The organism is Geobacillus uzenensis, assembly GCF_002217665.1.
Lineage (GTDB): Bacteria > Bacillota > Bacilli > Bacillales > Anoxybacillaceae > Geobacillus > Geobacillus subterraneus.
Window position 1 is genome coordinate 229,141 of record NZ_NEWL01000010.1, and the last position, 24,522, is coordinate 253,662.

Here is a 24,522-nt window from a genome sequence, read left to right on the forward strand (position 1 = left end):
ATGGATGAGGAAAAAGATTTGGCCCAGCGAAAAAAAGAAGCAGCCGAGCGGGCGAAGCAGCTGGCGCGTGAACGGCTGGCCGCCAAGCAGGCAGCCGAACAGGCCAAGTCAGCCGCTGGCCAAGGCGGCGCTCCGGACAGCGATTTGAAAACGCCTTCGGATTCGTCCACCCGCCCGGTAAAGGAAGAGTCGGGCGCAGCGCAGCCGGCATCACCCGCAGACCTCGAAGCAGCGAAAAAACGGGCCGCGGAAGAAGCGCGAGCGAAGGCGGCCGAACTGCGCCGGCAGCGCGAGGCAGCGGCGTCCGGAGGGGCGACAGGCGACGACCTTGAGGCGGCGAAGAAAAAAGCGGCGGAAGAAGCGCGAGCGAAGGCGGCTGAACTGCGGCGGCAGCGCGAGGCAGCGGCGTCCGGAGGGGCGACAGGCGACGACCTTGAGGCGGCGAAGAAAAAAGCGGCGGAAGCAGCGCGAGCGAAGGCGGCCGAACTGCGCCGGCAGCGCGAGGCAGCGGCGTCCGGAGGGGCGGCAGGCGACGACCTTGAGGCGGCGAAGAAAAAAGCGGCAGAAGCAGCGCGAGCGAAGGCGGCCGAACTGCGCCGGCAGCGCGAGGCGGCAGCGTCCGGAGGGGCGACAGGCGACGACCTTGAGGCGGCGAAGAAAAAAGCGGCGGAAGCAGCGCGAGCGAAGGCGGCTGAACTGCGCCGGCAGCGCGAGGCGGCAGCGTCCGGAGGGGCGACAGGCGACGACCTTGAGGCGGCGAAGAAAAAAGCGGCGGAAGCAGCGCGAGCGAAGGCGGCCGAACTGCGCCGGCAGCGCGAGGCAGCGGCGTCCGGAGGGGCGGCGGAAGAAGACCTCGAGTTAGCGAAGAAAAAGGCCGCCGCCGCGGCGAAGGCGAAGGCGGCGGCGTTGGCTAAACAAAAGGCCGCTGAAGCGGCGGGAAGCGACGACGAGCTGGCGAAGCAAAAAGCGGCAGCCGCCGCGAAGGCGAAAGCTGCCGCTGCGGCGAAAGCGCGGGCTGCCGCCATGGCGAAGCAACAAGGCGACGCCGCCGATGATGACGCGGCGAAACAAAAGGCAGCAGCCGCCGCGAAGGCAAAAGCAGCAGCCGCCGCCCGGGCGAAGGCGAAAGCCGCTGGCGCTGACGGCGGAACGGAACAGCCGTCTTCCCCGTCGCCGAACGATCCGCTGCTGCAAAAATATGTCCGCGTCATTCAGGAACATCTTGGGCCGGATGTGCTCGAAGACGCCTATATCAACCGGCTGGCGAAAGACGTGCCGACGCTTGTTGTTAACAAAGAGGCGTACTACAAAGTGGCCGAGTTTTTGAAATACAATGAGCAGCTCTGGTTTGATTATTTGTCCGAGCTGCACGGAACCGATTTTCAAACGCATATGGAAGTGTACGTCCACTTGTATTCGTATCCGAACCGGCAGCCGGTGGCGCTCAAAGTGAAAATCGAGCGCGACAACCCGGAAATCGATTCGCTCGTCCCGCTTTGGCCGGGGGCGAACTGGCCGGAATGCGAAGCGTACGATTTGCTTGGCATCCGATTCCGCGGCCACCCGAATTTAATCCGCATCTTCCTAGGAGAGCAATGGGTCGGGCATCCGCTGCGCAAAGATTACGAGCCGTATGATGCGGAGGTGTAAACGATGCTGCGCACAGAAGAGATGATTTTAAATGTCGGCCCCCAGCACCCGAGCACGCACGGGGTGTTTCGCCTCATTTTAAAAATTGACGGCGAAATCATCCAAGAGGCGACGCCGGTCATCGGCTACTTGCACCGCGGGACGGAGAAGATCGCCGAAGGGCTGCAATACACGCAAATCATCCCGTATACCGACCGAATGGACTATTTGTCAGCGATGACGAACAACTATGTGCTTTGCCATGCGGTCGAAACGATGATGGGCATTGAAGTGCCGGAACGGGCCGAGTATTTGCGCGTCCTTGCGATGGAGCTCGGGCGAGTTGCCAGCCACCTCGTCTGGTGGGGGACGTATTTGCTTGACCTCGGCGCGACAAGCCCGTTTTTGTACGCATTCCGCGAGCGCGAAATGATTATTAATCTATTAAATGAGCTGTCCGGAGCGCGGCTGACGTTCAACTATATGCGCATTGGCGGCGTCAAGTGGGACGCGCCGGACGGCTGGATCGACAAAGTGAAGCAGTTCGTCCCGTACATGCGGGAAAAGCTCGCCGGCTACCATGACCTTGTCACCGGCAACGAGATTTTCCGCGAACGCGTCACCGGTGTCGGGCGGTACACGAAAGAAGAAGCGATCAGCTATTCGTTAAGCGGGGTCAACTTGCGGTCGACCGGCGTCAAATGGGATTTGCGCAAAGATGAGCCGTATTCCATCTATGACCGGTTTGATTTCGATGTGCCGGTGCGCGAGGGCGGCGACTGTCTTGCCCGTTACGAATGCCGGATGGCGGAAATTGAACAGTCCCTTCGCATTATTGAACAGGCGTGCGAGCAGTTTCCGGCCGACGGGCCGATTATAGGCAAAGTGCCGCGCATCATTAAGGCGCCGCCGGGTGAGACATTTGTCCGCATCGAAGCGCCGCGCGGCGAGATCGGCTGCTATATTGCGAGCGACGGCAAAAAAGAGCCGTACCGCCTCAAATTCCGGCGCCCGTCGTTTTACAACTTGCAAATACTCCCGAAGCTGCTGAAAGGGGAAAATTTGGCCAACGTCATCGCCATTCTCGGATCGATTGACATTGTGCTCGGGGAGGTCGACGGATGATGGAACAATGGCTCGAATCGGCGCCAAGCTGGACGAATGTCGCCGTCTTTTTCGGGCTCGGGGCGCTGCTGTTGGCGGTCGTGCTCGGGTTCGTCACATACGGCATTTTAGCGGAACGGAAAGTGATGGGATTTATGCAAGGGCGCATCGGCCCGAACCAAGTGGGCGGCCGCCTTGGATTGCTGCAAACGGTCGCTGACGTATTGAAGCTGCTGTTGAAGGAAGATACGATTCCGAAAGCGGCTGACCGCCCGCTGTACGTGTTGGCGCCCATCATCGCCTTTACGCCGTCATTTATGGTGTTGGCGGTGCTGCCGTTTACCGACGCGTTCCGGTTTGCCGATATCGGTGTTGGCCTCTTGTATTATATCGCCGTTTCCGGTTTGACGACGGTCGGCGTTGTCGCCGGCGGCTGGGCATCCAACAACAAATATGCTCTGCTTGGCGGCATGCGCGCGGCAGCGCAAATGATTTCATACGAAATTCCGCTCGTCATGTCGGCGCTTGGCGTCGTGCTTTTGGCTGGAAGCATGAACTTGGTCGACATCGTCAACGCGCAAAAAGACGTCTGGTTCCTTTTCGCCCAGCCGCTGGCATTTTTGATCTTCCTCATTGCCGCGGTGGCTGAATTGAACCGGACGCCATTTGACTTGCCGGAGGCGGAGTCCGAGCTTGTCGCCGGATTTCACGTCGAATATTCCGGATTCCGCTGGGCGTTCTTTATGCTCGCCGAGTATGTGTATTTGTTTGCGATGTCGGCCTTGACGACGATTTTGTTTTTGGGCGGCTGGCACCCGGTTGCGTTTCTTGGCTGGATTCCCGGCGCAGTCTGGTTTGCGCTCAAATTTTGTGCCATCGTCTTTGTCCTCATCTGGTTTCGCGCGACGTTCCCGCGCGTGCGCGCCGATCAGCTGATGGAGTTCGCCTGGAAAGTGCTGCTCCCGCTTTCGCTCGTCAACATCGTGTTGACGGCCGTGATAAAATCGTTGTTCTTCTAGAAGAAACGAGGCGCCCGCCTGGCTGGGGAGGCGGCCGCTATCCATAGGCACGGCTTCTCTGCTCTAAAGAAAGAGGCCGTGCCGGAACGCTATTTTCCCACGAGAGGGGTAGACGGATGATCGGGTTAGTGAAAGGATTGGCGTATACGTTAAAAGAGTTGACGCGCGAAAAGGTGACGTACGATTACCCGCACGAGCCGCTCCCGCTCCCGGACCGGTTTCGCGGCATCCAAAAGTTTTATCCGGAAAAATGCATCGTCTGCAATCAGTGCATGAACATTTGTCCGACGGAATGCATTCAGCTGACCGGAAAAAAACATCCTGATCCGACGAAAAAAGGGAAAGTGATTGAGACGTACAACATTAACTTTGAAATTTGCATTTTATGCGATTTATGCACGGAAGTTTGCCCGACAGAAGCGATTGTTATGACGAACAACTTCGAACTCGCTGAATACAGCCGTGATGCCCTGTATAAAGATTTGACCTGGCTCGATGAAAACGACACGAACGTAAGAAGGGAGAATAAGCCGTGAGCGGAACCGACATTGCTTTTTTCCTGCTCGCCCTTGCGGCCATTGCCGGCGGGGTGACGATGCTTCAACTGACGAACGTCGTTCACATGGTCATCGCTCTCGTCATGACGTTTTTAGGCATCGCCGGGCTGTACGTCCTTCTTTCCGCCGAGTTCGTCGCCGTTGTTCAAGTGCTCATTTATTCCGGAGCCATCACGATCATTATGCTGTTTGCGATCATGCTGACGCGTCATCACGCCGATGACAAGGAGCGTCAAACGACAGGCGGCATTTGGCATAAAGCGGCCGCCGCCCTCTCGGTTCTCGCCTTTGGCCTTGCCGTTTACTTCGGCATCCGCCGCCTCGATTTCGGCGCCGATGGCAGCGCGCTTCCGGCCGATAACGCGAGGGAGATCGGCAAATGGCTGTATTCGTATTATACGATCCCGTTTGAAATCGTGTCCGTCATTTTGCTTGTCGCCTTGATCGGGGCGATCGTGCTGGCGAGAAAAGACGGCAAGGAGGCGGAAGACGAATGACATTATCAGCGTATTTGGCGTTGGCGCTCATCTTGTTTTGCATCGGGCTGTACGGGGCGCTCACGAAACGAAATACGGTCATTGTGCTCATTTGTATCGAGCTGATGTTAAATGCGGTCAACATCAATTTCGTCGCTTTTGCCAAATACGGCGCCCATCCCGGCGTTCACGGCCACGTGTTCGCGTTGTTTGCGATCGCCGTAGCGGCAGCGGAGGCGGCTGTCGGCTTGGCCGCACTCATCGCCTTTTACCGCAACCGCAAAACGGTTCAAGTCGATGAAGCCAATTCATTGAAACATTAGAAAAGGGGATGGGGAAAGATGATGAACCTGGCTTGGGTTGTGCCGCTGTTCCCGCTTTGTTCGTTTGTTTTGCTGCTGTTGTTCGGGCGGAAATGGAAGAAAGCGAGCGCCTATGTCGGCATCGCTGCCACGTTTCTGTCGCTGCTTGCGGCGCTCGGCGTGCTGGCCGGCCGCCTCGGCGGAGCGACGCATGAAGCGAACTGGACGTGGATGGAGATCGGTGACGTGACGTTGACGGTCGGGTTTTCCGTTACGGCGTTAAACGCATGGATGCTCGTTGTCGTCGCTTTTGTCAGCTGGCTCGTTCACATTTATTCGCAAGGTTATATGGCTGGGGATGAGCGGTTTTCGACGTTTTATGCGTATTTAGGGTTATTTACGTTTGCGATGCTTGGGCTTGTGCTGTCGCCGAACTTGTTGCAGGCGTACATCTTTTGGGAGCTCGTCGGGCTCGGGTCGTTTTTGCTGATCGGGTTTTACTTCTACAAAGAAGAAGCAAAAGCGGCCGCGAAAAAGGCGTTTATTATGACGCGCATCGGTGATGTCGGCTTTTTTATCGGCATGCTGCTCTTGTTTTGGCAGACGAAAAGCTTTGATTACGACGACATTTTCCGCGCCGTTGGCGACGGCACGCTGTCGCCCGGCATGACGGCACTGACGGCCATCCTCATTTTCATCGGCGCCATCGGCAAGTCCGGGCAGTTCCCGCTCCATACGTGGCTTCCGGATGCGATGGAAGGCCCGACGCCCGTGTCGGCGCTCATCCACGCCGCGACGATGGTGGCGGCCGGGGTGTACCTCGTAGCGGCGCTGTTCCCGCTCTATGAGGCAAGCGAAGCTGCTATGATGACCGTGGCGGTGATCGGCGGGGGGACGGCGATTTTTGCCGCGACGATCGGCCTGGTGCAGACGGACATTAAACGTGTCCTCGCCTATTCGACGATCAGCCAGCTCGGCTATATGATGCTCGCGCTCGGCTCGGGCAGCTATGTCGCCGCCATCTTCCATTTAACGACGCACGCCTTTTTCAAAGCGTTGCTCTTTTTGGCCGCCGGCAGCGTCATTCACGCCGTCCATACGCAAAACATTGAAGAAATGGGCGGGCTTTGGCGGCGGTTGCCGTGGACCGCGCCGCTCTTTCTTGTCGGGGCGCTGTCGATCAGCGGGGTTCCGCTGTTTGCCGGCTTTTTCAGCAAGGATGAAATTTTAGCCGCCGCTTGGGCGAACGGACCGGTCGAGCTCTTTTGGCTGGCGGTCGCCGCAGCGCTGTTGACGTCATTTTACATGTTCCGGCTCTTTTTCCTCGTCTTTGCCGGCGAGGCGCGACATCGCCATGATGGCGACGTCCATGAAGCGCCGATGTCGATGGTCGGGCCGATGGTCGTGCTCGGCGTATTATCAGTCGCTGCCGGGTACATTCAAACCCCTTGGTTTGGCTCGTTTCTCGGCGAGTGGCTGACCGACGGGGCGTACCATCATGAAGCGGCGCCCGGATGGATCGCGGTTGTGGCGACGATCGTGTCGCTTGCGGGAATTTTCCTTGCCTGGCTCATGTACGGAAAGCGGACCGTGCCGCGCGACTGGTTGTCCGCACGTGCGCCGCACGGGTACGAATTGTTGCGCCGCCACTATTACATTGACGACCTTTACCGGTGGACCGTTGTGGCGATTGTGTCATTCATTAGCCGCCTGTTGGCGTATGTCGACCGTTACCTTGTGGAAGGGCTCGTTCGGCTTGTCACCGGCACGGTGAGCGCCGCCGCTTCCGCCGGATCGCGCGGGCAAAACGGGCAAGCGCAGACGTACGGGGCGGTGACGGTGGCCGGATTGGCCATTTTGGTCGTCATCTTCGCGTTGACAGGGGGGGACTGGCTATGAGCTTTTTGTCGCTGCTCGTCTTTTCGCCGTTGTTAGGCATCATGTTGCTGGCGTTTGTCCGCCGAACGGATGCAAAAATGATTCAATGGCTCGGGACGGCTGCCACCGTGCCGCCGTTATTGCTGGCGTTGTTCGCGTTCATTCAGGCGGGGCGCGGCTTCCGTCTTGAGCAGCTCGATGAAGCGCACGATTGGGTGCGGCTTGCTGACCTCCCGTTTTTCACGGACGCGGCGTATGTGATCCGCTATGAGCTTGGCATCGACGGACTGTCGCTTCTGTTTATCGTCCTGACCGCCGTGCTCGGGACGTTGGCCGCTGTCGCGTCCTTGCTTGTCAAAGTGGAGAAAAAAGGATATTTTATGTGGCTGCTTGCGCTGGAGATCGGCATGCTGGGCGTGTTTGCCGCCGCCAATTTCATCTGGTTTTTCCTCTTCTTAGAGGTGACGCTTGTCGCTATGTTTTTGCTCGTCGGCAAATGGGGCGGCTTTGAGCGCGAACGGGCGGCGTACAGCTATTTGCTGTACAACGGGCTCGGCTCGGCGCTGTTGCTCGTGGTGATCGCCGTGCTTGTCGCCCGCACCGGAACGGCGAATTTCGCGTTGCTCCGTGACATGTTACATAATCCGATCGCCGAAGGGCAGCTGATCGCCCCGCTGACGTCAGAGGCGCGGCACTGGCTGCTTGGCGGGTTGCTGCTGGCGTTCGCCTTCAAGCTGCCAGCCGTTCCGCTTCATCGCTGGCTCATCCGCGTTCACGTTGAAGCGCCGCCGCCGGTCGTGATGCTTCACGCCGGAGTATTGTTGAAAATTGCGGCATACGGGATGATTCGTTTCGGGATCGGCCTGTTTCCGGATGAGTTTCGCGCGTTTGCCGGCGCCATCGCCGTGCTCGGGGTCATTAACATTCTATACGGCGCGCTGTTGGCGCTTCGGCAGCGCGAGCTGAAACATGTGCTGGCCTATTCGAGCGTATCGCATATGGGGGTCGTGCTCGTCGGCCTTGGCGCACTCAATGAGGCCGGCATTCAAGGGGCGGTGTTCCAGTCGGTCGCCCACGGGCTCATCGCCGCCTTGTCGTTTTTACTCGTCGGCGTTCTCGCCAACCGGGTCGGCACGACCGACATTCGCCGCCTTGGCGGGCTGGCGAAAGCGATGCCGCTTTTTTCCGGATATTTGTTAACGGCGGCGCTCGCCTTGCTCGGTTTGCCGGGGCTTGCCGGATTTGTCGGCGAATTTACCGCTTTCCTTGGACTGTTTGAAACGAAGCCGGCCCTCGCGGCGGCTGGGGCACTCGGGTTGATTTTCGCGGCCGTTTATTCGCTGCGGGCCATTCTTGACATCACATTCGGCCGCGCCCGCGAGCGATATGAATCGCCGTTCAATCTGCGCGGACCGCAAGAATCTGCAGCGAGTTTAAGCGAGCCGCGGGGGACCGCCATCGATTTGCAAGCGAAAGAAGCCGTGCCGGCGTTCGTCCTCGTCGCCTTGATCGTGGTGGTCGGCGTGTATCCGCAGCTATTGGCTGGGCCGCTTGCTGCCGTGATAGAGACGATGATGAACGGGTTAGGGGGTTGATCGACATGAATGATGTATGGCAAGCGAATTGGAGCATGATGGCACCCGAATGGATCGTCCTCGCGGCGGCGGTTGTGCTGCTGTTGGTTGATTTGGCCATGCCGAAGGAGCGAAGCCGCCGTCCGCTCGCCTGGGGCGCCGCCGCTGGCGCGGTGCTCGCGCTCATCGCGACGGCGGTGATGATTCCAGCCGAGCCGGTTTCGATTTTGCATGATACGTTCCGATTGGATGGGTTTGCGAAAGCGTTCAAGCTCATCCTATTAGCCGGCGGGGCGCTCGCGCTTCTTCTTGTCGCTGAGTGGGCGCCGAAAGAAGGGAGCCGCTACCGCGGGGAATTTGCCTATATGATGCTGTTTGCGTTGCTTGGAGCGATGATGACAGCATCAAGCGGCGATTTGCTGACCTTGTTCGTCAGCATTGAACTGTTGACCGTATCGTCGTACATTTTGGCCGGCTTGCGCAAAACCGCCACATCGTCAAACGAGGCCGCGCTGAAATACGTCATTAACGGCGGCATCGCCACCGCCATCATGCTGTTTGGCATGAGCTACGTGTTCGGCTTGACCGGGACGACGAAGCTCGGCGATATCGCGCGCCAGCTGCAAGAGACGAACGAGCCGTACATGCTTGGTTTGGCCTTCCTTCTATTGCTGATTGGCGTTTCGTTTAAGCTGGCGACCGTCCCGTTCCATATGTGGGCGCCGGACGTGTACGAAGGGGCGCCCGTTCCGGCGACAGCGTTTTTTTCCGTCGTGTCGAAAACGGCCGGTTTTGTTCTTCTCCTCCGCCTGTTTGTGACGATTTTTGCCGCCGCGCCGGCAGAAGGCCGGGATCCGTCGTCGCTCTTGTTATCGATGCAGCCAGTGATCACCGTGCTGGCCGGGCTGACGATGATCATCGGCAACGTTGTGGCGCTAAGGCAGCGGAGCTTAAAGCGGCTGCTTGCCTACTCGAGCATCGCCCATGCGGGCTACTTGCTCGCCGGGTTTGCCGCCATGTCGTGGGCGATGATCGATTCGCTTTGGATTTACTTGCTTGCTTACGTGTTTATGAACATCGGGGCGTTTGCCATCGTGGCGCATATTGTGAACGAAACCGGATCCGATGATTTGGACGGACTCGCCGGCTTATACCGGCACCGCCCGCTGTTGGCTGCAGCGCTCGGGCTGTTTTTGCTCTCGCTCGCCGGCATTCCAGGGACAGCCGGATTTATCGCCAAGCTCTATTTGTTCATCGGCCTTGTCGTCACCGAGCCGGGCCATTACGTGCTCGCTGCGGTGATGGCGGTAACGACCGTCATCTCGTACGTCTACTATTTCAACTTGCTCGTCCAGCTCTTTTTCCGCCCGGCTTCCCTCGCGCCATTGCGGCGTTTGCCGGCCGGGCTGTCGACCGCCGTAGTCGTTTGCGCGCTCGGGACGTTGGCGATCGGTTGGGCGCCGGGGCTTGCGTACGATGTGCTCGCCCAGTTCGGCCACTTTGGCGATTTTTTTCCGTAACGGTACAATAAGGGGAGAGGAAACGCCTCTCCTCTTTTTTGTTGGACGGAGATCTCCCCAGCCTCTTCACCGAAGCAGGGATGGCAACCGTACAAAAATCAGGGGAGGCGGACGATAGAAAAGAGGTGAATAGGAAGATGATGCCGATCGTCGGGCAACAGGCGTTAATTTCCATTATCGTTCATTTGGCGTTTATCGCCGTGACATGGTGGACGCTGCAAGCCGTGCGGATTGATGTGTTGCTGAAGCCGAACCGCGTCGTTCAAGGGCGGCTTTTGTACATTTTACTCACGATTGCCATCGGTTCGACCGTCGCGAACTTTTTCCTTGACTATTGGGCGTGGTCGACCGATTTGCCGTATTTGTTCCGCGAGTAGGGGGAATGGGGGCGGAGCGGCATCGTCCCATCCATCTCCCGCCCGGTGATGCTTTTGCCCCACAGCAGTCTTGACCATCTGTGTCCGCGCTCGATGGCCGACACAGTTTGACGCCCGGCCTCCCATCTGCCTTCCGCCGTGCGCCCGGCCATGGGCGCTTTCCACCGTAGTGAGCGGCGTTGTCCGCCCGCTCTTTTTTATGTATGAAAACGATTTCAAAAATCGTTCGTTGTCGATTTTTTTGACGTATGTTCCCTTGTCTGGTGGCAACAATAACAACTAAGGAGAGGAAGGGAACGGAGATGAGAAAGATGAGAAAAAACCAGATGAAATGGCTGGCGGCGCTTATGCTCACGAGCCTGTTTTTGGCCGCATGGCACTATCGGACGGAAGGCGCGCGGGGAGACGAATGGTCGAGACCGTTGGAAACGATGGCGCACACATTAACGCAACACGGTGCTTCGCTCGGCCGCTGGGTCATTTACACAAGAGAGTATGCCCACGATATTCAAAATGATGCGGACTTTTACAAAAAAATGGCCGAATTGAAACAAACGTATCGTTCGTTTCGCTGGTCGTTGGACAAAACAAGCCATTGGCAAAAAGCGATCGGCACAAATGAACACCCCTTCTTTCAAGAAGAAATTCAGCTCGTGATGACCGTCACAAACGGGACGCCGCAAACGTATATCCTCTATGAAGCAACCGGCCCAACATGGAGCCAATCTAGGTGGAAAGAAGCAGCACAACACATCCAGACAAAGACGAACGGATTATTTGTGAACGATCCTACATTTTATGCTTGTATTGAAGGCGAGTTCAATGATAATATGAAAGGTGGTTTGTTTGACCAAGCTTCTCAATTGCTGCGAGACTTTCAAGCGACGCCTGTCGAGTGGTTGCGGGAAGAGTCATTCGTCTCCCTGTCTGCATATACTGGGCAGTGGAAGAACGTTCTCCCGGCCGCCAATCACCAGCCGATCAACATTCAGCTCGCCTTGAGAGAAAGATTGGGCGGCAAGACGCGCGTCGTTGTTGGAACCCCAATCATTACCATTGAATATTAATATAGAGAAATTGGACGCGGAGGGGAATACCTTGGAAAAGATCATCGTCCGTGGCGGAAACCGGTTGAGCGGCACCGTCAAAGTGGAAGGCGCAAAAAATGCCGTTTTGCCCGTCATCGCTGCCACCTTATTAGCGACGAAAGGAACTAGTACGATTCATGATGTGCCTGCTCTTTCCGATGTATATACGATCAGTGAAGTGCTCCGCTATTTAGGCGCCGATGTGCGCATCGCCGGCAATGCCGTGATGGTCGATGCCACCGGTCCGTTAACGGTGGAAGCGCCGTTTGAGTACGTCCGGAAAATGCGCGCTTCTGTGCTCGTGATGGGGCCGCTGTTGGCGCGCAACGGCCGGGCCCGCGTTGCGCTGCCGGGCGGTTGCGCCATTGGTTCGCGCCCGATTGATCAACATTTAAAAGGCTTTGAAGCGATGGGCGCCTCCGTGAAAGTCGGCAACGGCTTTATTGATGCAGAAGTGAACGGCCGTCTCCGCGGCGCGAAAGTATATTTAGACTTCCCGAGCGTCGGAGCGACAGAAAATATTATGATGGCGGCTGTGCTCGCTGAAGGCACGACCGTGATTGAAAACTGCGCCAAGGAGCCGGAAATCGTTGATTTGGCGAACTTTTTGAACGCGATGGGTGCGAAAATACGCGGCGCCGGCACCGGAACGATCCGCATCGAAGGGGTCGACGAGCTTGTCGGCACGGCGCATACAGTCATCCCGGACCGCATCGAAGCCGGCACGTTTATGGTCGCAGCGGCCATCACCGGCGGCAATGTCCTCGTGCAAGGAGCGGTTCCCGAACATTTAAGCTCGCTCATTGCCAAGTTGGAAGAAATGGGCGTGACGGTCATTGAAGAGGAAAACGGCGTTCGTGTCATCGGACCGGAAACGTTGAAAGCAGTCGACATCAAAACGATGCCATACCCAGGGTTTCCGACCGACATGCAATCGCAAATGATGGCTCTCTTGTTAAAAGCCGAAGGCACAAGCATGATCACCGAGACGGTATTTGAAAATCGCTTCATGCATGTGGAAGAATTCCGCCGGATGAACGCGGATATTAAAATTGAAGGGCGCTCCGTTATTATTAACGGCCCGTGCCAGCTGCAAGGCGCCGAAGTGGCGGCCACCGATTTGCGCGCCGCTGCCGCTTTGATTTTGGCCGGCCTCGCAGCGGACGGTTATACGCGCGTGACTGAGCTGCGCCATCTTGACCGCGGCTATGTCCGCTTCCATGAAAAGTTGGCTGCGCTTGGGGCCGACATTGAACGCGTCCGCGAAGAAACGGAACAACTCGACCAAGTTGAAGCGATCGAATGGAATGGATAATGGCGAAAAAACGACCGTGAACTACCTTTGGTAGGGAATGGTCGTTTTTTTATCCTCGCCTGCGCTCCGACTTGCCAGCGAACATCATCCCCATCGGGAGCACAACTCCGCTAGAAAAAGCCGATCAAAACTTCTGAATGTCTGGTTTTTTCCTTATCACGTGGAGACAGGCATCTCGTTTCCCAACCATACGTGTCCCCTTATCCGGCTTGACGATTCGCAAGAAAACGTGCGAACTCGTGGTCTTTATTTAAGACGGGATGACACGCGAAAGAAAACTGTCATATATACTTGTCCGAGCCCATAACTATAGTAACGAACCGAGCAGGCATTGATTCGTAATGTCCGCTTGTGCTCGAAAAATGCATATTGGGGGCTCGGCTATGGTGAAACGACTGAAACCAGTCATCGTACTCGCACTATGCCTGTTTGTCGCCATTCTCGTCATTCCGGCGGCACTCGTTTTACCTTTTTACGACGGGAAGGTGGCCAAATTGGCGGAACAACTGCACAAGCAAGAACAAATCCAACGTTCGCAGGCAGCCGAAGGGCCGTCCGTTGACGTGGCGGTCTACCGAAGCAAAGAGCAACGCGTCGAAAAAATTCCCCTCGAGCAATATGTCATTGGCGTTGTGGCGGCGGAAATGCCGGCTGAGTTTGAACTGGAGGCGTTAAAGGCACAAGCGCTGACGGCAAGAACGTACATCGTCAAACAGCTGCTCGCCAACCAGCCGTTTCGCCTGCCGGAAGGCGCAAACGTGACGGATACGGTGACGCATCAAGTGTATTACAGCGATGACGAATTGCGAAAGTTATGGGGAAGCGACTACGATTGGAAAATGAAAAAAATCACGAAAGCGGTTCTTGATACGCGCGGACAAATTTTAACGTATAACAACGAGCCGATCGAAGCGCTCTTTTTTTCCACAAGCAACGGGTATACGGAAAATTCAGAGGCATACTGGCAAAACGCGTTTCCGTATTTAAAAAGCGTCGCCAGCCCGTGGGACAAACAATCACCAAAGTTTTACCAGCGAAAAACGATGACGGTGGCGGAATTTGAGCGCCGTCTTGGGGTGGAGCTATCTGCCGACGGTTCGGTCGGCGTCATTTTATCGCGTACGCCCGGCCACCGTGTCGGTGAGGTGAAAGTGGGCGGCAAGACACTCACCGGCCGCGAGGTGCGCGAACGGCTCGGCTTGCCGTCGACCGACTTTACATGGGTGCGCAAAGGCGATGAAATCATCATCACGACGAAAGGCTACGGACATGGCGTCGGCATGAGCCAATATGGCGCCAACTTCATGGCGAAAGAAGGAAAAACGTACGCCGACATCGTCAAACATTATTACCGCGGTGTCCGCATCTCCTCGGCGACCGCTTTTTTAAACAAGTTGACGGTGAAAAAATAACGGAGCATCTGCTCCGGCTTTTTTTTGCATAAAACGAGGCCGAACGGCAAAAAATAAGCAAAAAAAATTGTTTGCGGCGTGTATATCTTTCCCTCTTTCTGTTCAAAATGGTTGCTGAGGTGATGAACATGAGAGAGGAACAAAAACAACCGTCGCTGAAGCGTTTCTTCCGCAAACGTTGGGTATTTCCGGCTATTTATCTATCTTGCGCGGCATTGATTGTCGCCGGCGCGCTTTGGTTCCAAGCGGGCAAACAGGAGAACGCGGGCGAAAACGACGTGGCGAAAAACGGCACCGCCCAGCAAGAAAACCCGGCGATCCCGGTCAATGAAACGGTCGAAAACATTGCGATGCCTGTGCTCGATCCGAACGCGGTGCAGGTGAAAACCCCGTTCTATGACGAAAACGCATCAGAACAAGAACAGGAAGCAGCCCTCGTCTTTTATGATCATACGTACCATCCGAACCAAGGCATCGACCTTGTGCGCCAGGACGGCAAAACGTTTGACGTCACCGCATCGTTAAGCGGCACGGTGACAAAAGCGGAAAAAGACCCGATTTTAGGCTACGTTGTGGAAATCAACCATGAACAAGGGGTCACGACCGTCTATCAGTCGCTCGCTGATGTGAAAGTGGAAGCAGGCGATACGGTGAAACAAGGCGAAGTGATCGGCAAGGCGGGGCAAAGCGAATTTAATAAAGAAGCCGGCATCCACGTCCACTTTGAAATTCGCAAAGACGGCAAGCCGGTTAATCCGATCGATTATGTCGACAAACCGTTGACCGCATTGACCGACAAAGCGGGAGATGACGCAGGAACCAATAACGCCAACGTAAGCGAAGAGAAGGAAACGACGCCAAGCGACGAAACAGCGCCGACCGAAAACCATCCGGCGAACGAAACTGAACAAACGCCGGCTGATGACAACACAACGGCGCCAAGCACCAACAGCCAAGACCAAAATCAAGACACGTCTTCCTACAAAACGCCAGACGCCTCGATCGGCATGGCAAGAGCGTAACGAACAAAGCGCTTCATAGAGGAAACGAACGACAAGGAAAAGGCCCGTCCGTTTGCCAAAGCAAACAGCGGGCTTTTTCCATTTTATTGAAGGTGAAAGAGAAAGTGGTTTCCAATACGCCGCTTGAGCCGATATAATGAATGATAGAAAACGGGTGTGAGGCGGGGTGACTAGCGAATGAAAATCGATGAGATCGACCGCAAAATTCTTGAAATGTTGATTGAAGATGGACGCATGTCGTATGTCGACATCGGCAAACGACTGAATCTTTCCCGCGTCGCTGTCCGCGAACGGGTGAACCAGCTCGTCAAACATGGCATTATCGAAAAATTTACTGTCGTCATCAACTCGGAGAAGTTCGGCAAACAAGTGTCGGCGTTTTTCGAGGTTGACTGCGAGCCGGCGTATTTGGTCGAAGTGGCGCAAAAGCTGGCGGAAAATCCGAATGTAGCGAGCTGCTACCAAATGACCGGCCCGAGCACGCTCCATATGCACGTGCTTGTCGAAGACTTCACCGCCCTCGAGAAATTCATCAACAACGAGCTATACGCGCTCGAAGGCATTACGAGAGTGGAAAGCCATATTTTGCTGCGCCGCTTCAAAAGCCGGACGGGGTTGAAGTTGTAGCCGGCTGGAGCGGGACGAAAAAGCATTGTCCAACGCCCTGTAAAAGGGCGTTTTTTTGTTTAACTAAAAAAATTCGTTTTTTTTAGAGAATTGTGTAGAAAAATGATTTGAATTCCTATATAATCATAAAAAACGAAATGGAAATTAACTTTGTTAAATAATCATTCAATTTTCATTAACAAACGTATACAAAATTCTCTTTTATACAAACAACAGAAAAGGGGTGAACAAGGTGGCAGGAATGATTGTCAGAAGATTTTTTCAGCTTGTCTTGTTGCTCGTCGGTATCTCGTTTCTCGTATTTACGAGCATGTACATCGCTCCAGGAGACCCGGCAGCGATCATTGCCGGCCCGACCGCATCGCAGTCAGACATTGACGCCATCCGCGACGATTTAGGGCTCAACGACCCGTTTCTCGTCCAGTATGGCCGTTACATGAACGGGCTGCTTCACGGTGATCTCGGGTACTCATACCAGACGAAACAGCCGGTGTGGGACGCGATCGCAACGAGGTTTCCGAACACGCTGAAACTCGCTGTCGCCAGCATTATTGTCGCCGTGATCATCGGCGTGGTTGCCGGCATTATCTCCGCCATCCGGCAAAATTCATGGTTTGACGTTTCCAGCACTGTTTTTGCCTTGGCGGGGATTTCGATCCCGAACTTTTGGCTTGGCACTGTGCTCATTTTAATCTTTGCCGTCAACTTGCAATTACTGCCAGTCGGTGGGTTGGACGCGCCGTTTTACACGGCAGAAGGGTTGAAGCAACTCGTGCTGCCGGCCATTACGCTCGGGACCGGATCGGCGGCGATGATCGCAAGGATGAGCCGCTCATCGATGCTTGAGGTCATCCGGGCCGACTTTATCCGGACGGCGCGGGCGAAAGGGCTGCGAGAGCGGACGGTCATTTGGGTGCACGCCTTGCGCAATGCGATGATTCCGGTCATCACCGTCATCGGCTTGAACTTTGGCTTTTTGCTCGGCGGCACGATCATTACCGAGCAAGTTTTCGCCATTAACGGTGTCGGCCGTCTGATGGTGCAGGCCATCGCCGCTAGGGATTTTCCGATGGTGCAAGGTTCTGTTTTGCTTGTCGCTACGTTGTTTGTTTTAGTCAACTTGATTGTTGACATCATCTATACGTTTATTGATCCGCGCATCAGCTACGATTAAATGAAGGATAGAGAGGGGGAAAACGATGGAAACCGGTGCAGCGGTGAACACAGGCCATGCGACAGCCGGCCTTGGGCGCAAAAAGGAAAAAATGTATGTCACCACGATCAAGCGGCTGCTGAAAAACCGATTAGCGGTCGTAGGGCTTCTCATTATCGCCATTCAAGTGCTGATGGCCATCTTTGCCCCGTGGCTGGCCACCCATGACCCGGTGAAGCAAAACTTGGCAGCTGCCGAACTGCCTGCCTTCTCCGACGGCCACTGGCTTGGAACCGATAACTATGGGCGGGACATTTGGAGCCGCATCGTATATGGCGCCCGCATTTCTCTCGTTGTCGGCATCGTTTCCGTCAGCTTAGGGCTGATCGGCGGGGTGGCGCTCGGGTTGTTGGCGGGATATTACAAAAAGCTTGATGGACTGATCATGCGGATTGTCGATTTGCTGTTTGCGTTTCCGGGCATTTTGCTCGCCATGCTTATCATCGCGATTTTAGGCACAGGTCTAATCAATGTGGCGATCGCCATCAGTATTTGGTCGATCCCGACATGCGCCCGCATCGTCCGCGGCAGCGTCTTGTCCGTGAAAAACCGCGAGTACATTTTGGCGATGAAAGCGCTCGGGGCGAGCAACGCCCGCATCATCATCAAGCATATTTTGCCAAACTGTCTGGCGCCGATTATCGTTTTTGCGACGATGCGCATGGCGACCGCCATTTTGTCGACCGCTTCGCTCAGCTATCTAGGGCTAGGCGCCCAGCCGCCGACGCCGGAGTGGGGGGCGATGATCGCCGCCGGACAGGCGTTTATGTGGACATCGCCGCATATGACGATCGTCCCAGGCATCGCGATTATGCTTGTCGTCTTTGCTTTTAACGTCGTGGGCGACGGATTGCGCGATGCGCTTGATCCGAACATGGATATCAACTAACTCAACATACCTATTGGGGGGAAAAACAGTGAAAAAGAAGTATTGGTCCTACGGACTGCTCGCTCTTGTCCTTGCTATTTCGATGGCGTTGGCCGGATGTGGAGGCAAGTCGGCTTCCAACAACGCTTCGTCCGGCTCGCAAGGGAAAGGGAACGTCGCCCAAGAGTTGACGTATGCGACAACGTCTGATGTCGTCGGCCTGTCGCCGATTTTAACGAATGACTCCGTATCATCGACAGTGATTGATCAAGTATATGAAACGTTGTTTGTCCGCGACCCGGAAACGATGGAAATTAAGCCGCACTTGGCAGAATCGTACGAAAACCCGGACGATAAAACGTGGGTCATTAAATTGAAACAAGGCATTAAGTTCCACGACGGCACCGACTTCAACGCCGAAGCGGTCAAATATACGTTCGACAAGTTAAGAGATCCGAAAACAGCAGCGCCGCGGGCTTCACTTCTTGAGCCGGTCGAATCGGTGGAAGTGAAGGACGAGTATACGGTTGTCATCAAAACGAAATACCCGTACGGTCCGATGTTGGCTGCTTTAGCACACTCAAATGCTGCGATCGTCAGCCCGACGGCCGACCAAAAGCAAGATTTAATGAAACAGCCAGTCGGCACTGGTCCGTTCAAATTTGTTGAATGGGTGCCGGGGGACCATGTGACGTTAGAGAAGAATGAACAGTATTGGCAAGGGGCGCCGACGCTGGAGAAAGTGACGTTCAAAGTCGTTCCGGAAGTGACGACGGCCATTTCAATGTTGCAAACTGGCCAAGTGCAATTGATCGACAGTATACCGGCTGAACAGCTTTCCCGCATTGAATCGATGAAAAACGTCCAACTGATCAAAAAAGAAGGCACGCCAGTCTATTACTTAGGGTTTAACATGAAAAAGGCGCCGATGAACGAGCTTGCGTTCCGCCAGGCAGTTTCTTACGCCATTAACAAAGACGAGTACATTCAACAGTTAAAAGGCCTCGGCGTGAAATCAAACAGCGTCATCGGCCCGAAAGTGTTCGGCTATGATGAAGCGTCGGAAAATGTCGCCTACACCTACGATCCGGAAAAGGCGAAACAACTCGTTGAGGAACATGGTTATAAAGGAACAACACTTAAAATGCTTGTTCCTAACACACCGGCTCAGATGAAAATGGCTGAGATCGTCCAAGCGCAATTGAAAGAAGTCGGTATTAACGCTGAAATTGAGTCGATGGAGTGGGGGACTTTCCTAGATTCGGCGAGACAAGGGAAGTATGATATTACATTTCTTAGCTGGGCGAACCTCACAGCTGACGGCAGTGAGTTATTTTACCCGAACTTCCATTCAAAAAATGCCGGTGCAACAAACCGGATATTTTACAACAATCCAACCTTCGACAAGCTTGTCGAAGAATCGCGCACCGCTATTGATCCGGAAGTGCGGAAACAAAAGCTGAAAGAGGCAAATGAATTTCTATTGAAAGATGCCGCCGTTGTTGTCATGAACCATGGCGTTGTGACGGCAGCTGTCGACAAATCGGTGAAAGGGTTAGAGATCGATGCCACAGGACAATGGTCGCTCTATCACGTTCATAGAGAGTAGGGGATAGCATGGCTGAAACATTGCTGCGTGTCGAGAACCTTGTCACGACCTTCAGCACGGCGGAGGGAAAACTCTCCGCTGTGCGGGGGGTTTCTTTTTCCGTTCGCAAAGGGGAGACGCTTTGCATTGTCGGTGAATCAGGGTGTGGGAAAAGCATCACCTCGCTGTCGATCATGGGCTTGCTTCCGAGCAACGGCAAGGTAGAGAGCGGGTCGATTGAGTTTGCCGGCCGCGATTTGACGAAACTGTCGAAAGAGGAGTTGCGCCGCATTCGCGGAAACGAAATGTCGATGATTTTTCAAGAGCCGATGACGGCGCTTAACCCGGTTTTCACGATCGGTTATCAACTTCGCGAACCGCTCATGCTCCATCAAAAGTTGTCGAAACAGGAAGCGCACGAGCGGGGCATTGCGCTGCTCAAGCAAGTCGGCATTCCGTTTCCGGAAAAGCGGATGAAGCAATACCCGCATGAGCTAAGCGGCGGGATGAGACAGCGCGTCATGATCGCTATGGCGCTTGCCTGTCATCCGAGCCTGCTCATCGCCGATGAGCCGACGACGGCCCTTGATGTGACGATTCAGGCGCAAATTCTCGACTTGATGAACGAGCTAAAGCAAAAATTGAACATGGCCGTCATTTTAATTACCCACGATATGGGGGTTGTCGCCGAAATGGCCGACCGGGTGATGGTCATGTACGCCGGGGAGAAAGTGGAGGAAGGCGATGTCGAAAGCATTTTCGCCAATCCGCGCCATCCGTATACAAAAGGGCTGCTGCAATCCGTGCCGAGCGTTGATGACGAGGAGTATTCACTCGAACCGATTCCAGGCACGCTGCCGAGTTTAAACGAACAAATTGACGGCTGCCGGTTCCACCCGCGCTGCCCGTTTGCGACTGATCAATGCCGGACGGCACCGCCGCCGGAGAGAACGATCAGCGCCAGCCATTCCGTCCGCTGCTGGTTAGAAGAGGGGGTTCACAACGATGAGCAAGTCAAAGCAGCCACTTCTTAAGTTGGAAAGCGTGAAAAAGTATTACCCGATCAGGGGGGGACTGTTGCGGCGCGTTCAAGGCTACGTAAAGGCGGTCGAGAACGTTTCCCTTGACGTGTTTGCCGGAGAGAGCATCGGCATCGTCGGTGAATCAGGCTGTGGGAAGTCGACCCTTGGCCGGACGATTCTCGGTTTAGAAGAGGCAACGGACGGATCGATCTTTTTCCAAGGCGAAGAAATCAGCCGCTTGCCGGAACGGCAGCGCAAACGGTGGAAAAAAGAAATGCAGATGGTATTCCAAGATCCGTACGCCTCGCTGAACCCCCGTCAACGCATCGGCCACGCGCTCGAGGAAGCGTTTGTCATCCATACGGACATGACAAAGGCCGAGCGCGAGGAGCGCGTGTTGCAGCTGCTCCAAGAAGTCGGGCTCCGTCCGGAACATTACGACCGCTATCCGCATGAATTCAGCGGCGGCCAGCGGCAGCGGATCGGCATCGCCCGGGCGATTGCCTTGAATCCATCGCTCGTCATTTGCGATGAGGCCGTCTCCGCGCTAGACGTATCTGTCCAAGCACAAATCATTAAACTGCTAAAAGACATTCAAGAAAAACATGAGCTGACGTATTTATTCATCTCCCACGATTTAGGGGTCGTGCGCCATTTTTGCAACCGGGTGCTCGTCATGTATTTAGGCCATGCAGTCGAGCTTGCGCCGTCGCGGGAATTGTACGCCAATCCGCTGCATCCGTATACGAAGGCGTTATTGTCCGCCATTCCGCGGCCGAAGCCGGGCGCTAGGCGGGAGCGTATTCGCCTTGAAGGCGACTTGCCGAACCCGGCCAATCCGCCGAAAGGCTGCCCGTTCCATACGCGCTGCCCGGTGGCGACCGAACGATGCAAACAAGAACGGCCGGAGTGGAAAGAAGCGGCTCCAGGTCATTTTGTCGCTTGTCATGAAGTGAAGTGAGGAGGGGTTGCGATGGACTACTTATACCACCCATACCCGTCGCAGCGGATGACGGTGTTTGCCAAAAACGGCGTTGTGGCGACATCACAGCCGCTCGCTGCCCAGGCGGGGCTTGAGGTGCTGAAAAAAGGCGGCAACGCCATCGATGCGGCGGTCGCCGCCGCGGCCTGCCTGACGGTCGTCGAGCCGACATCGAACGGCATCGGCGGCGATGCGTTCGCCCTCGTCTGGACGAACGGGAAGTTGTACGGCTTAAACGCGAGCGGCTATGCGCCGGCTGCCATTTCGCTTGACGCGCTAAAAGAGCGCGGCTATACGGAAATGCCGAAGTACGGCTTCGCCCCGGTGACGGTCCCGGGCGCACCGGCGGCGTGGGCGGCGCTGTCGAAGCGCTTCGGCCGCCTGCCGCTTGCCGACACGCTCGCGCCGGCGATCGCTTATGCTGAAAACGGCTACCCGGTATCGCCCGTGCTCGGGAAGTACTGGGCGAACGCCTACCGAGTGTACAAAGAAGCGCTCCGCGGGCCGGAGTTCGCTTCGTGGTTTGCGACGTTTGCGCCGGGCGGCCGCGCCCCGAAGATCGGGGAAGTATGGGCGTCGCCTGATCATGCGGCGACGCTTCGCTCCATCGCGGAAACGGAAGCGGAAAGCTTTTACCGCGGCGAGCTGGCGGAAAAAATCGCCGCCTTCTCGAAGCAATACGACGGCTTTTTGACGCTCGAGGATCTCGCCGAGTATGAACCGGAATGGGTTGAGCCGATTTCTGTCTCCTACCGCGGCTATGACGTATGGGAAATCCCGCCGAACGGCCAAGGGCTTGTCGCGTTGATGGCGCTCAACATCATGAACGGGTTTGACGTGCCAAACGTTCCGGACGTTGAGACATGCCACCGGCAAATCGAGGCGATGAAGCTGGCCTTTGCCGACGGGAAAGCGTATATCGCCGACCGCCGCTATATGGACTATCGCGTCGATGAGCTGTTATCCGAATCGTTTGCCGCCATGCGCCGGGCGCAAATCGGTGAGGAGGCGCTCACGCCGGAGCCGGGAACGCCGCCAAAAGGCGGAACGGTCTATTTGGCTGCCGCTGACGGTGAAGGCAATATGGTGTCGTTCATCCAAAGCAACTATATGGGCTTCGGATCCGGCCTCGTTGTGCCGGGCACAGGGATCGCCCTGCACAACCGCGGCCATAACTTCGCCTTTGATGACGGCCATCCGAACGGGCTCGCACCAAGGAAAAAGCCGTACCATACGATCATCCCCGGCTTTTTGACGAAAGGCGGCACACCGATCGGCCCGTTTGGCGTCATGGGCGGGTTCATGCAGCCGCAAGGGCATATGCAAGTGATCATGAACACGGTCGATTTCGCGCTGAATCCGCAAGCGGCGCTCGATGCGCCCCGTTGGCAGTGGATGGAAGGGAAAACCGTGCTCGTCGAGCCGCGCTTCCCGCGCCATATTGCCGAAGCGCTCGCCCGCAAAGGGCACGACATCCGTGTGGCGTTAGACGGCGGCCCGTTCGGCCGCGGGCAAATCGTTTGGCGCGATCCTCACACCGGCGTGCTCGCTGCCGGGACGGAGCCGCGCACGGATGGAGCGGTCGCCGCTTGGTGAAACTAGCGATAAAGGAATGACAACGATGAATCAATGGCACTTGTTTCTCGCCTTTTTTCGTGTCGGCATGCTCGGGTACGGGGGCGGTCCGTCCTCGATCCCGCTCGTGCGCGCCGAAGTGGTGACAAAATACCGCTGGATGACGGACGAAGAATTCGCCGAGATTTTGGCCATCGCCAACGCCTTGCCCGGCCCGATCGCGACGAAGCTCGCCGGCTATATCGGCTACCGCGTAGGCGGTGCGTTTGGGCTTTTGAACGCCGTCGTAGCGACGACCGCCCCGACGGTGGTGCTAATGATCGTGCTGTTGGCGGTGCTGTCATCGTTCAAGGACACGCCGTGGGTCGCCGGGATGACGAAAGCGGTCGTCCCTGTTGTCGCGGTTATGCTTGCCGAGATGACGTGGCAGTTCACCAAACAGGCGCGCGCCGCCCTCGGCATCTGGCCGGCGGCCTTGCTTCTTGCCGCTTGCTTTGTCGCCTTGCAGTGGCTCGGGCTTCACCCGGCGCTTGTCGTCGCCCTGTTGCTTGTGGCGGCGTTTGTCGGGCGGAGACAACCGGAAGCGGCGAATGGAAACGAGCGCGGTGAAAGGAGGAAGGTGTCGCCATGATTTACTGGCATTTGTTTCTCGCCTTTTTTTGGCCCGGCATCCTCGGCTACGGCGGCGGCCCGGCCTCGATCCCGCTCGTCGAGCACGAAGTCGTCGACCGCTACCAATGGATGACGGTCAATGAATTCAGTGAAGTGCTGGCGATCGGCAACTCACTGCCCGGCCCGATCGCGACGAAAATGGCCGGGTACATCGGCTACGAACAAGCCGGCCTCCTCGGCGCCGCTGTCGCCGTGTTTGCGAGCGTCGCCCCGTCGCTCATTTTGTTGCTCGCGCTCTTGCAGCTCTTGTACAAATGGAAAGACGCGCCGCAAGTAAAGCGGCTCACCGCCTACATCCGCCCGGCGATCGCCGTCATGCTCGGGATTATGGCGATCGACTTTTTCCGCGAATCGTACGAAGGGGCCGGGCTCGGCCAAACGGCGTTTCTCACCGCCGCGAGCGCTTTTTTGCTGCTGGGCAAATGGCGTATCCACCCGGCGTACGTCATCGTCTTGGCGCTTGTGTACGGAGCTGTCTTCTTGTCCTAGAACATGAATTCACTCTAACGAACCGAGGCTTCACGTATACGAAGCCTCGTTTTTCTTTAGCGGAACAGAAAACAGCCAAAAGGAAGGGTCGCCTTCATCCTGTTGTTCACTCGGAGAAACAGCAGGATGTCCGGGCCAAACAGGCCGCCTGCACGCAAGATCCGAACATGGCGCATCATGCTCGAAAAGGATCGCTCGCTCCGTGGAAAAAAC

General features: G+C 56.1%; 23 protein-coding genes. All 23 read left to right on the forward strand.

Annotated features, from left to right (window positions below):
• The 23 genes from B9L21_RS16615 (at nucleotide 1) to B9L21_RS16725 (ending at nucleotide 24,309) form a co-directional block, all read left to right on the forward strand.
• Entirely contained in the window at nucleotides 1-1,650 is a 1,650-nt protein-coding gene (locus B9L21_RS16615) for an NADH-quinone oxidoreductase subunit C (protein WP_063167201.1), read from the forward strand.
• A 3-nt stretch (nucleotides 1,651-1,653) separates the two neighbouring features.
• Nucleotides 1,654-2,754, forward strand: coding sequence for an NADH-quinone oxidoreductase subunit D (locus B9L21_RS16620; RefSeq protein WP_063167202.1), 1,101 nt, complete (start codon nucleotides 1,654-1,656; stop codon nucleotides 2,752-2,754).
• The gene (gene nuoH / locus B9L21_RS16625; protein ID WP_063167203.1) at nucleotides 2,751-3,752 is read left to right on the forward strand and encodes an NADH-quinone oxidoreductase subunit NuoH; all 1,002 of its coding nucleotides are present in this window, start codon (nucleotides 2,751-2,753) and stop codon (nucleotides 3,750-3,752) included. Before B9L21_RS16620 ends, nuoH begins: the two co-directional genes overlap by 4 nt.
• 116 nt (nucleotides 3,753-3,868) lie before the next feature.
• Nucleotides 3,869-4,288, forward strand: coding sequence for an NADH-quinone oxidoreductase subunit NuoI (gene nuoI / locus B9L21_RS16630; RefSeq protein WP_063167204.1), 420 nt, complete (start codon nucleotides 3,869-3,871; stop codon nucleotides 4,286-4,288).
• Nucleotides 4,285-4,806: an NADH-quinone oxidoreductase subunit J gene (locus B9L21_RS16635; RefSeq protein ID WP_063167205.1), complete on the forward strand. Its 522-nt coding sequence runs from the start codon at nucleotides 4,285-4,287 to the stop codon at nucleotides 4,804-4,806. Before nuoI ends, B9L21_RS16635 begins: the two co-directional genes overlap by 4 nt.
• Nucleotides 4,803-5,108 (forward strand): NADH-quinone oxidoreductase subunit NuoK, encoded by a 306-nt coding sequence (nuoK, locus tag B9L21_RS16640; protein ID WP_020961496.1) that lies wholly within the window; start codon nucleotides 4,803-4,805, stop codon nucleotides 5,106-5,108. Before B9L21_RS16635 ends, nuoK begins: the two co-directional genes overlap by 4 nt.
• Nucleotides 5,109-5,126: 18 nt before the next feature.
• Nucleotides 5,127-6,986 carry an NADH-quinone oxidoreductase subunit L gene (gene nuoL, locus B9L21_RS16645; protein WP_063167206.1) on the forward strand — a complete coding sequence of 620 codons (1,860 nt, stop codon included), beginning with the start codon at nucleotides 5,127-5,129 and terminating at the stop codon, nucleotides 6,984-6,986.
• Nucleotides 6,983-8,560 (forward strand): NADH-quinone oxidoreductase subunit M, encoded by a 1,578-nt coding sequence (locus B9L21_RS16650; RefSeq protein WP_063167207.1) that lies wholly within the window; start codon nucleotides 6,983-6,985, stop codon nucleotides 8,558-8,560. The genes nuoL and B9L21_RS16650 overlap by 4 nt, the downstream gene beginning before the upstream one ends.
• Before the next feature lie 5 nt (nucleotides 8,561-8,565).
• Nucleotides 8,566-10,059 carry an NADH-quinone oxidoreductase subunit NuoN gene (gene nuoN, locus B9L21_RS16655; protein ID WP_063167208.1) on the forward strand — a complete coding sequence of 498 codons (1,494 nt, stop codon included), beginning with the start codon at nucleotides 8,566-8,568 and terminating at the stop codon, nucleotides 10,057-10,059.
• Nucleotides 10,060-10,196: 137 nt separating this feature from the next.
• Nucleotides 10,197-10,436, forward strand: a complete 240-nt coding sequence (locus B9L21_RS16660; RefSeq protein ID WP_063167209.1) for a DUF1146 family protein — start codon at nucleotides 10,197-10,199, stop codon at nucleotides 10,434-10,436.
• A gap of 311 nt (nucleotides 10,437-10,747) precedes the next feature.
• Complete coding sequence (locus tag B9L21_RS16665; protein WP_063167443.1) at nucleotides 10,748-11,503, forward strand: YwmB family TATA-box binding protein; 756 nt, start codon at nucleotides 10,748-10,750, stop codon at nucleotides 11,501-11,503.
• A 31-nt stretch (nucleotides 11,504-11,534) separates the two neighbouring features.
• Nucleotides 11,535-12,839, forward strand: coding sequence for a UDP-N-acetylglucosamine 1-carboxyvinyltransferase (gene murA / locus B9L21_RS16670; RefSeq protein ID WP_063167210.1), 1,305 nt, complete (start codon nucleotides 11,535-11,537; stop codon nucleotides 12,837-12,839).
• A gap of 383 nt (nucleotides 12,840-13,222) precedes the next feature.
• Entirely contained in the window at nucleotides 13,223-14,251 is a 1,029-nt protein-coding gene (gene spoIID / locus B9L21_RS16675) for a stage II sporulation protein D (RefSeq protein WP_063167211.1), read from the forward strand.
• A 128-nt stretch (nucleotides 14,252-14,379) separates the two neighbouring features.
• Nucleotides 14,380-15,273: a M23 family metallopeptidase gene (locus B9L21_RS16680; protein ID WP_063167212.1), complete on the forward strand. Its 894-nt coding sequence runs from the start codon at nucleotides 14,380-14,382 to the stop codon at nucleotides 15,271-15,273.
• Nucleotides 15,274-15,450: 177 nt separating this feature from the next.
• Entirely contained in the window at nucleotides 15,451-15,900 is a 450-nt protein-coding gene (locus tag B9L21_RS16685; protein WP_063167213.1) for an Lrp/AsnC family transcriptional regulator, read from the forward strand.
• A 232-nt stretch (nucleotides 15,901-16,132) separates the two neighbouring features.
• Nucleotides 16,133-17,074 (forward strand): nickel ABC transporter permease, encoded by a 942-nt coding sequence (gene nikB, locus B9L21_RS16690; protein ID WP_089135021.1) that lies wholly within the window; start codon nucleotides 16,133-16,135, stop codon nucleotides 17,072-17,074.
• A 25-nt stretch (nucleotides 17,075-17,099) separates the two neighbouring features.
• Nucleotides 17,100-18,002 (forward strand): ABC transporter permease, encoded by a 903-nt coding sequence (locus tag B9L21_RS16695; protein ID WP_063167215.1) that lies wholly within the window; start codon nucleotides 17,100-17,102, stop codon nucleotides 18,000-18,002.
• Nucleotides 18,003-18,030: 28 nt separating this feature from the next.
• Nucleotides 18,031-19,590, forward strand: a complete 1,560-nt coding sequence (locus B9L21_RS16700; RefSeq protein WP_020961484.1) for a glutathione ABC transporter substrate-binding protein — start codon at nucleotides 18,031-18,033, stop codon at nucleotides 19,588-19,590.
• Between the two features lie 8 nt (nucleotides 19,591-19,598).
• Nucleotides 19,599-20,603 (forward strand): ABC transporter ATP-binding protein, encoded by a 1,005-nt coding sequence (locus B9L21_RS16705; protein WP_063167216.1) that lies wholly within the window; start codon nucleotides 19,599-19,601, stop codon nucleotides 20,601-20,603.
• Nucleotides 20,575-21,552, forward strand: coding sequence for an ABC transporter ATP-binding protein (locus B9L21_RS16710; protein ID WP_063167217.1), 978 nt, complete (start codon nucleotides 20,575-20,577; stop codon nucleotides 21,550-21,552). Before B9L21_RS16705 ends, B9L21_RS16710 begins: the two co-directional genes overlap by 29 nt.
• 12 nt (nucleotides 21,553-21,564) lie before the next feature.
• The gene (locus tag B9L21_RS16715; RefSeq protein ID WP_063167218.1) at nucleotides 21,565-23,169 is read left to right on the forward strand and encodes a gamma-glutamyltransferase family protein; all 1,605 of its coding nucleotides are present in this window, start codon (nucleotides 21,565-21,567) and stop codon (nucleotides 23,167-23,169) included.
• 25 nt (nucleotides 23,170-23,194) lie between these two features.
• The gene (locus B9L21_RS16720) at nucleotides 23,195-23,779 is read left to right on the forward strand and encodes a chromate transporter (RefSeq protein WP_063167219.1); all 585 of its coding nucleotides are present in this window, start codon (nucleotides 23,195-23,197) and stop codon (nucleotides 23,777-23,779) included.
• Complete coding sequence (locus tag B9L21_RS16725) at nucleotides 23,776-24,309, forward strand: chromate transporter (RefSeq protein WP_063167220.1); 534 nt, start codon at nucleotides 23,776-23,778, stop codon at nucleotides 24,307-24,309. Before B9L21_RS16720 ends, B9L21_RS16725 begins: the two co-directional genes overlap by 4 nt.
• Nucleotides 24,310-24,522 lie beyond the last annotated feature (213 nt).

Bases quoted from the DNA above. Each gene is read 5' to 3' on its own strand.
- B9L21_RS16620 (WP_063167202.1), top strand. From the start codon at position 1,654: ATGCTGCGCACAGAAGAGATGATTTTAAATGTCGGCCCCCAGCACCCG.
- B9L21_RS16715 (WP_063167218.1), top strand. From the start codon at position 21,565: ATGGACTACTTATACCACCCATACCCGTCGCAGCGGATGACGGTGTTT.
- B9L21_RS16720 (WP_063167219.1), top strand. From the start codon at position 23,195: ATGAATCAATGGCACTTGTTTCTCGCCTTTTTTCGTGTCGGCATGCTC.
- nuoK (WP_020961496.1), top strand. From the start codon at position 4,803: ATGACATTATCAGCGTATTTGGCGTTGGCGCTCATCTTGTTTTGCATC.
- B9L21_RS16725 (WP_063167220.1), top strand. From the start codon at position 23,776: ATGATTTACTGGCATTTGTTTCTCGCCTTTTTTTGGCCCGGCATCCTC.
- B9L21_RS16710 (WP_063167217.1), top strand. From the start codon at position 20,575: ATGAGCAAGTCAAAGCAGCCACTTCTTAAGTTGGAAAGCGTGAAAAAG.
- nuoL (WP_063167206.1), top strand. From the start codon at position 5,127: ATGATGAACCTGGCTTGGGTTGTGCCGCTGTTCCCGCTTTGTTCGTTT.
- B9L21_RS16650 (WP_063167207.1), top strand. From the start codon at position 6,983: ATGAGCTTTTTGTCGCTGCTCGTCTTTTCGCCGTTGTTAGGCATCATG.
- B9L21_RS16705 (WP_063167216.1), top strand. From the start codon at position 19,599: ATGGCTGAAACATTGCTGCGTGTCGAGAACCTTGTCACGACCTTCAGC.
- B9L21_RS16695 (WP_063167215.1), top strand. From the start codon at position 17,100: ATGGAAACCGGTGCAGCGGTGAACACAGGCCATGCGACAGCCGGCCTT.
- spoIID (WP_063167211.1), top strand. From the start codon at position 13,223: ATGGTGAAACGACTGAAACCAGTCATCGTACTCGCACTATGCCTGTTT.
- B9L21_RS16615 (WP_063167201.1), top strand. From the start codon at position 1: ATGGATGAGGAAAAAGATTTGGCCCAGCGAAAAAAAGAAGCAGCCGAG.
- nuoI (WP_063167204.1), top strand. From the start codon at position 3,869: ATGATCGGGTTAGTGAAAGGATTGGCGTATACGTTAAAAGAGTTGACG.
- B9L21_RS16685 (WP_063167213.1), top strand. From the start codon at position 15,451: ATGAAAATCGATGAGATCGACCGCAAAATTCTTGAAATGTTGATTGAA.
- B9L21_RS16665 (WP_063167443.1), top strand. From the start codon at position 10,748: ATGAGAAAAAACCAGATGAAATGGCTGGCGGCGCTTATGCTCACGAGC.
- B9L21_RS16660 (WP_063167209.1), top strand. From the start codon at position 10,197: ATGATGCCGATCGTCGGGCAACAGGCGTTAATTTCCATTATCGTTCAT.
- B9L21_RS16680 (WP_063167212.1), top strand. From the start codon at position 14,380: ATGAGAGAGGAACAAAAACAACCGTCGCTGAAGCGTTTCTTCCGCAAA.
- nuoN (WP_063167208.1), top strand. From the start codon at position 8,566: ATGAATGATGTATGGCAAGCGAATTGGAGCATGATGGCACCCGAATGG.
- nuoH (WP_063167203.1), top strand. From the start codon at position 2,751: ATGATGGAACAATGGCTCGAATCGGCGCCAAGCTGGACGAATGTCGCC.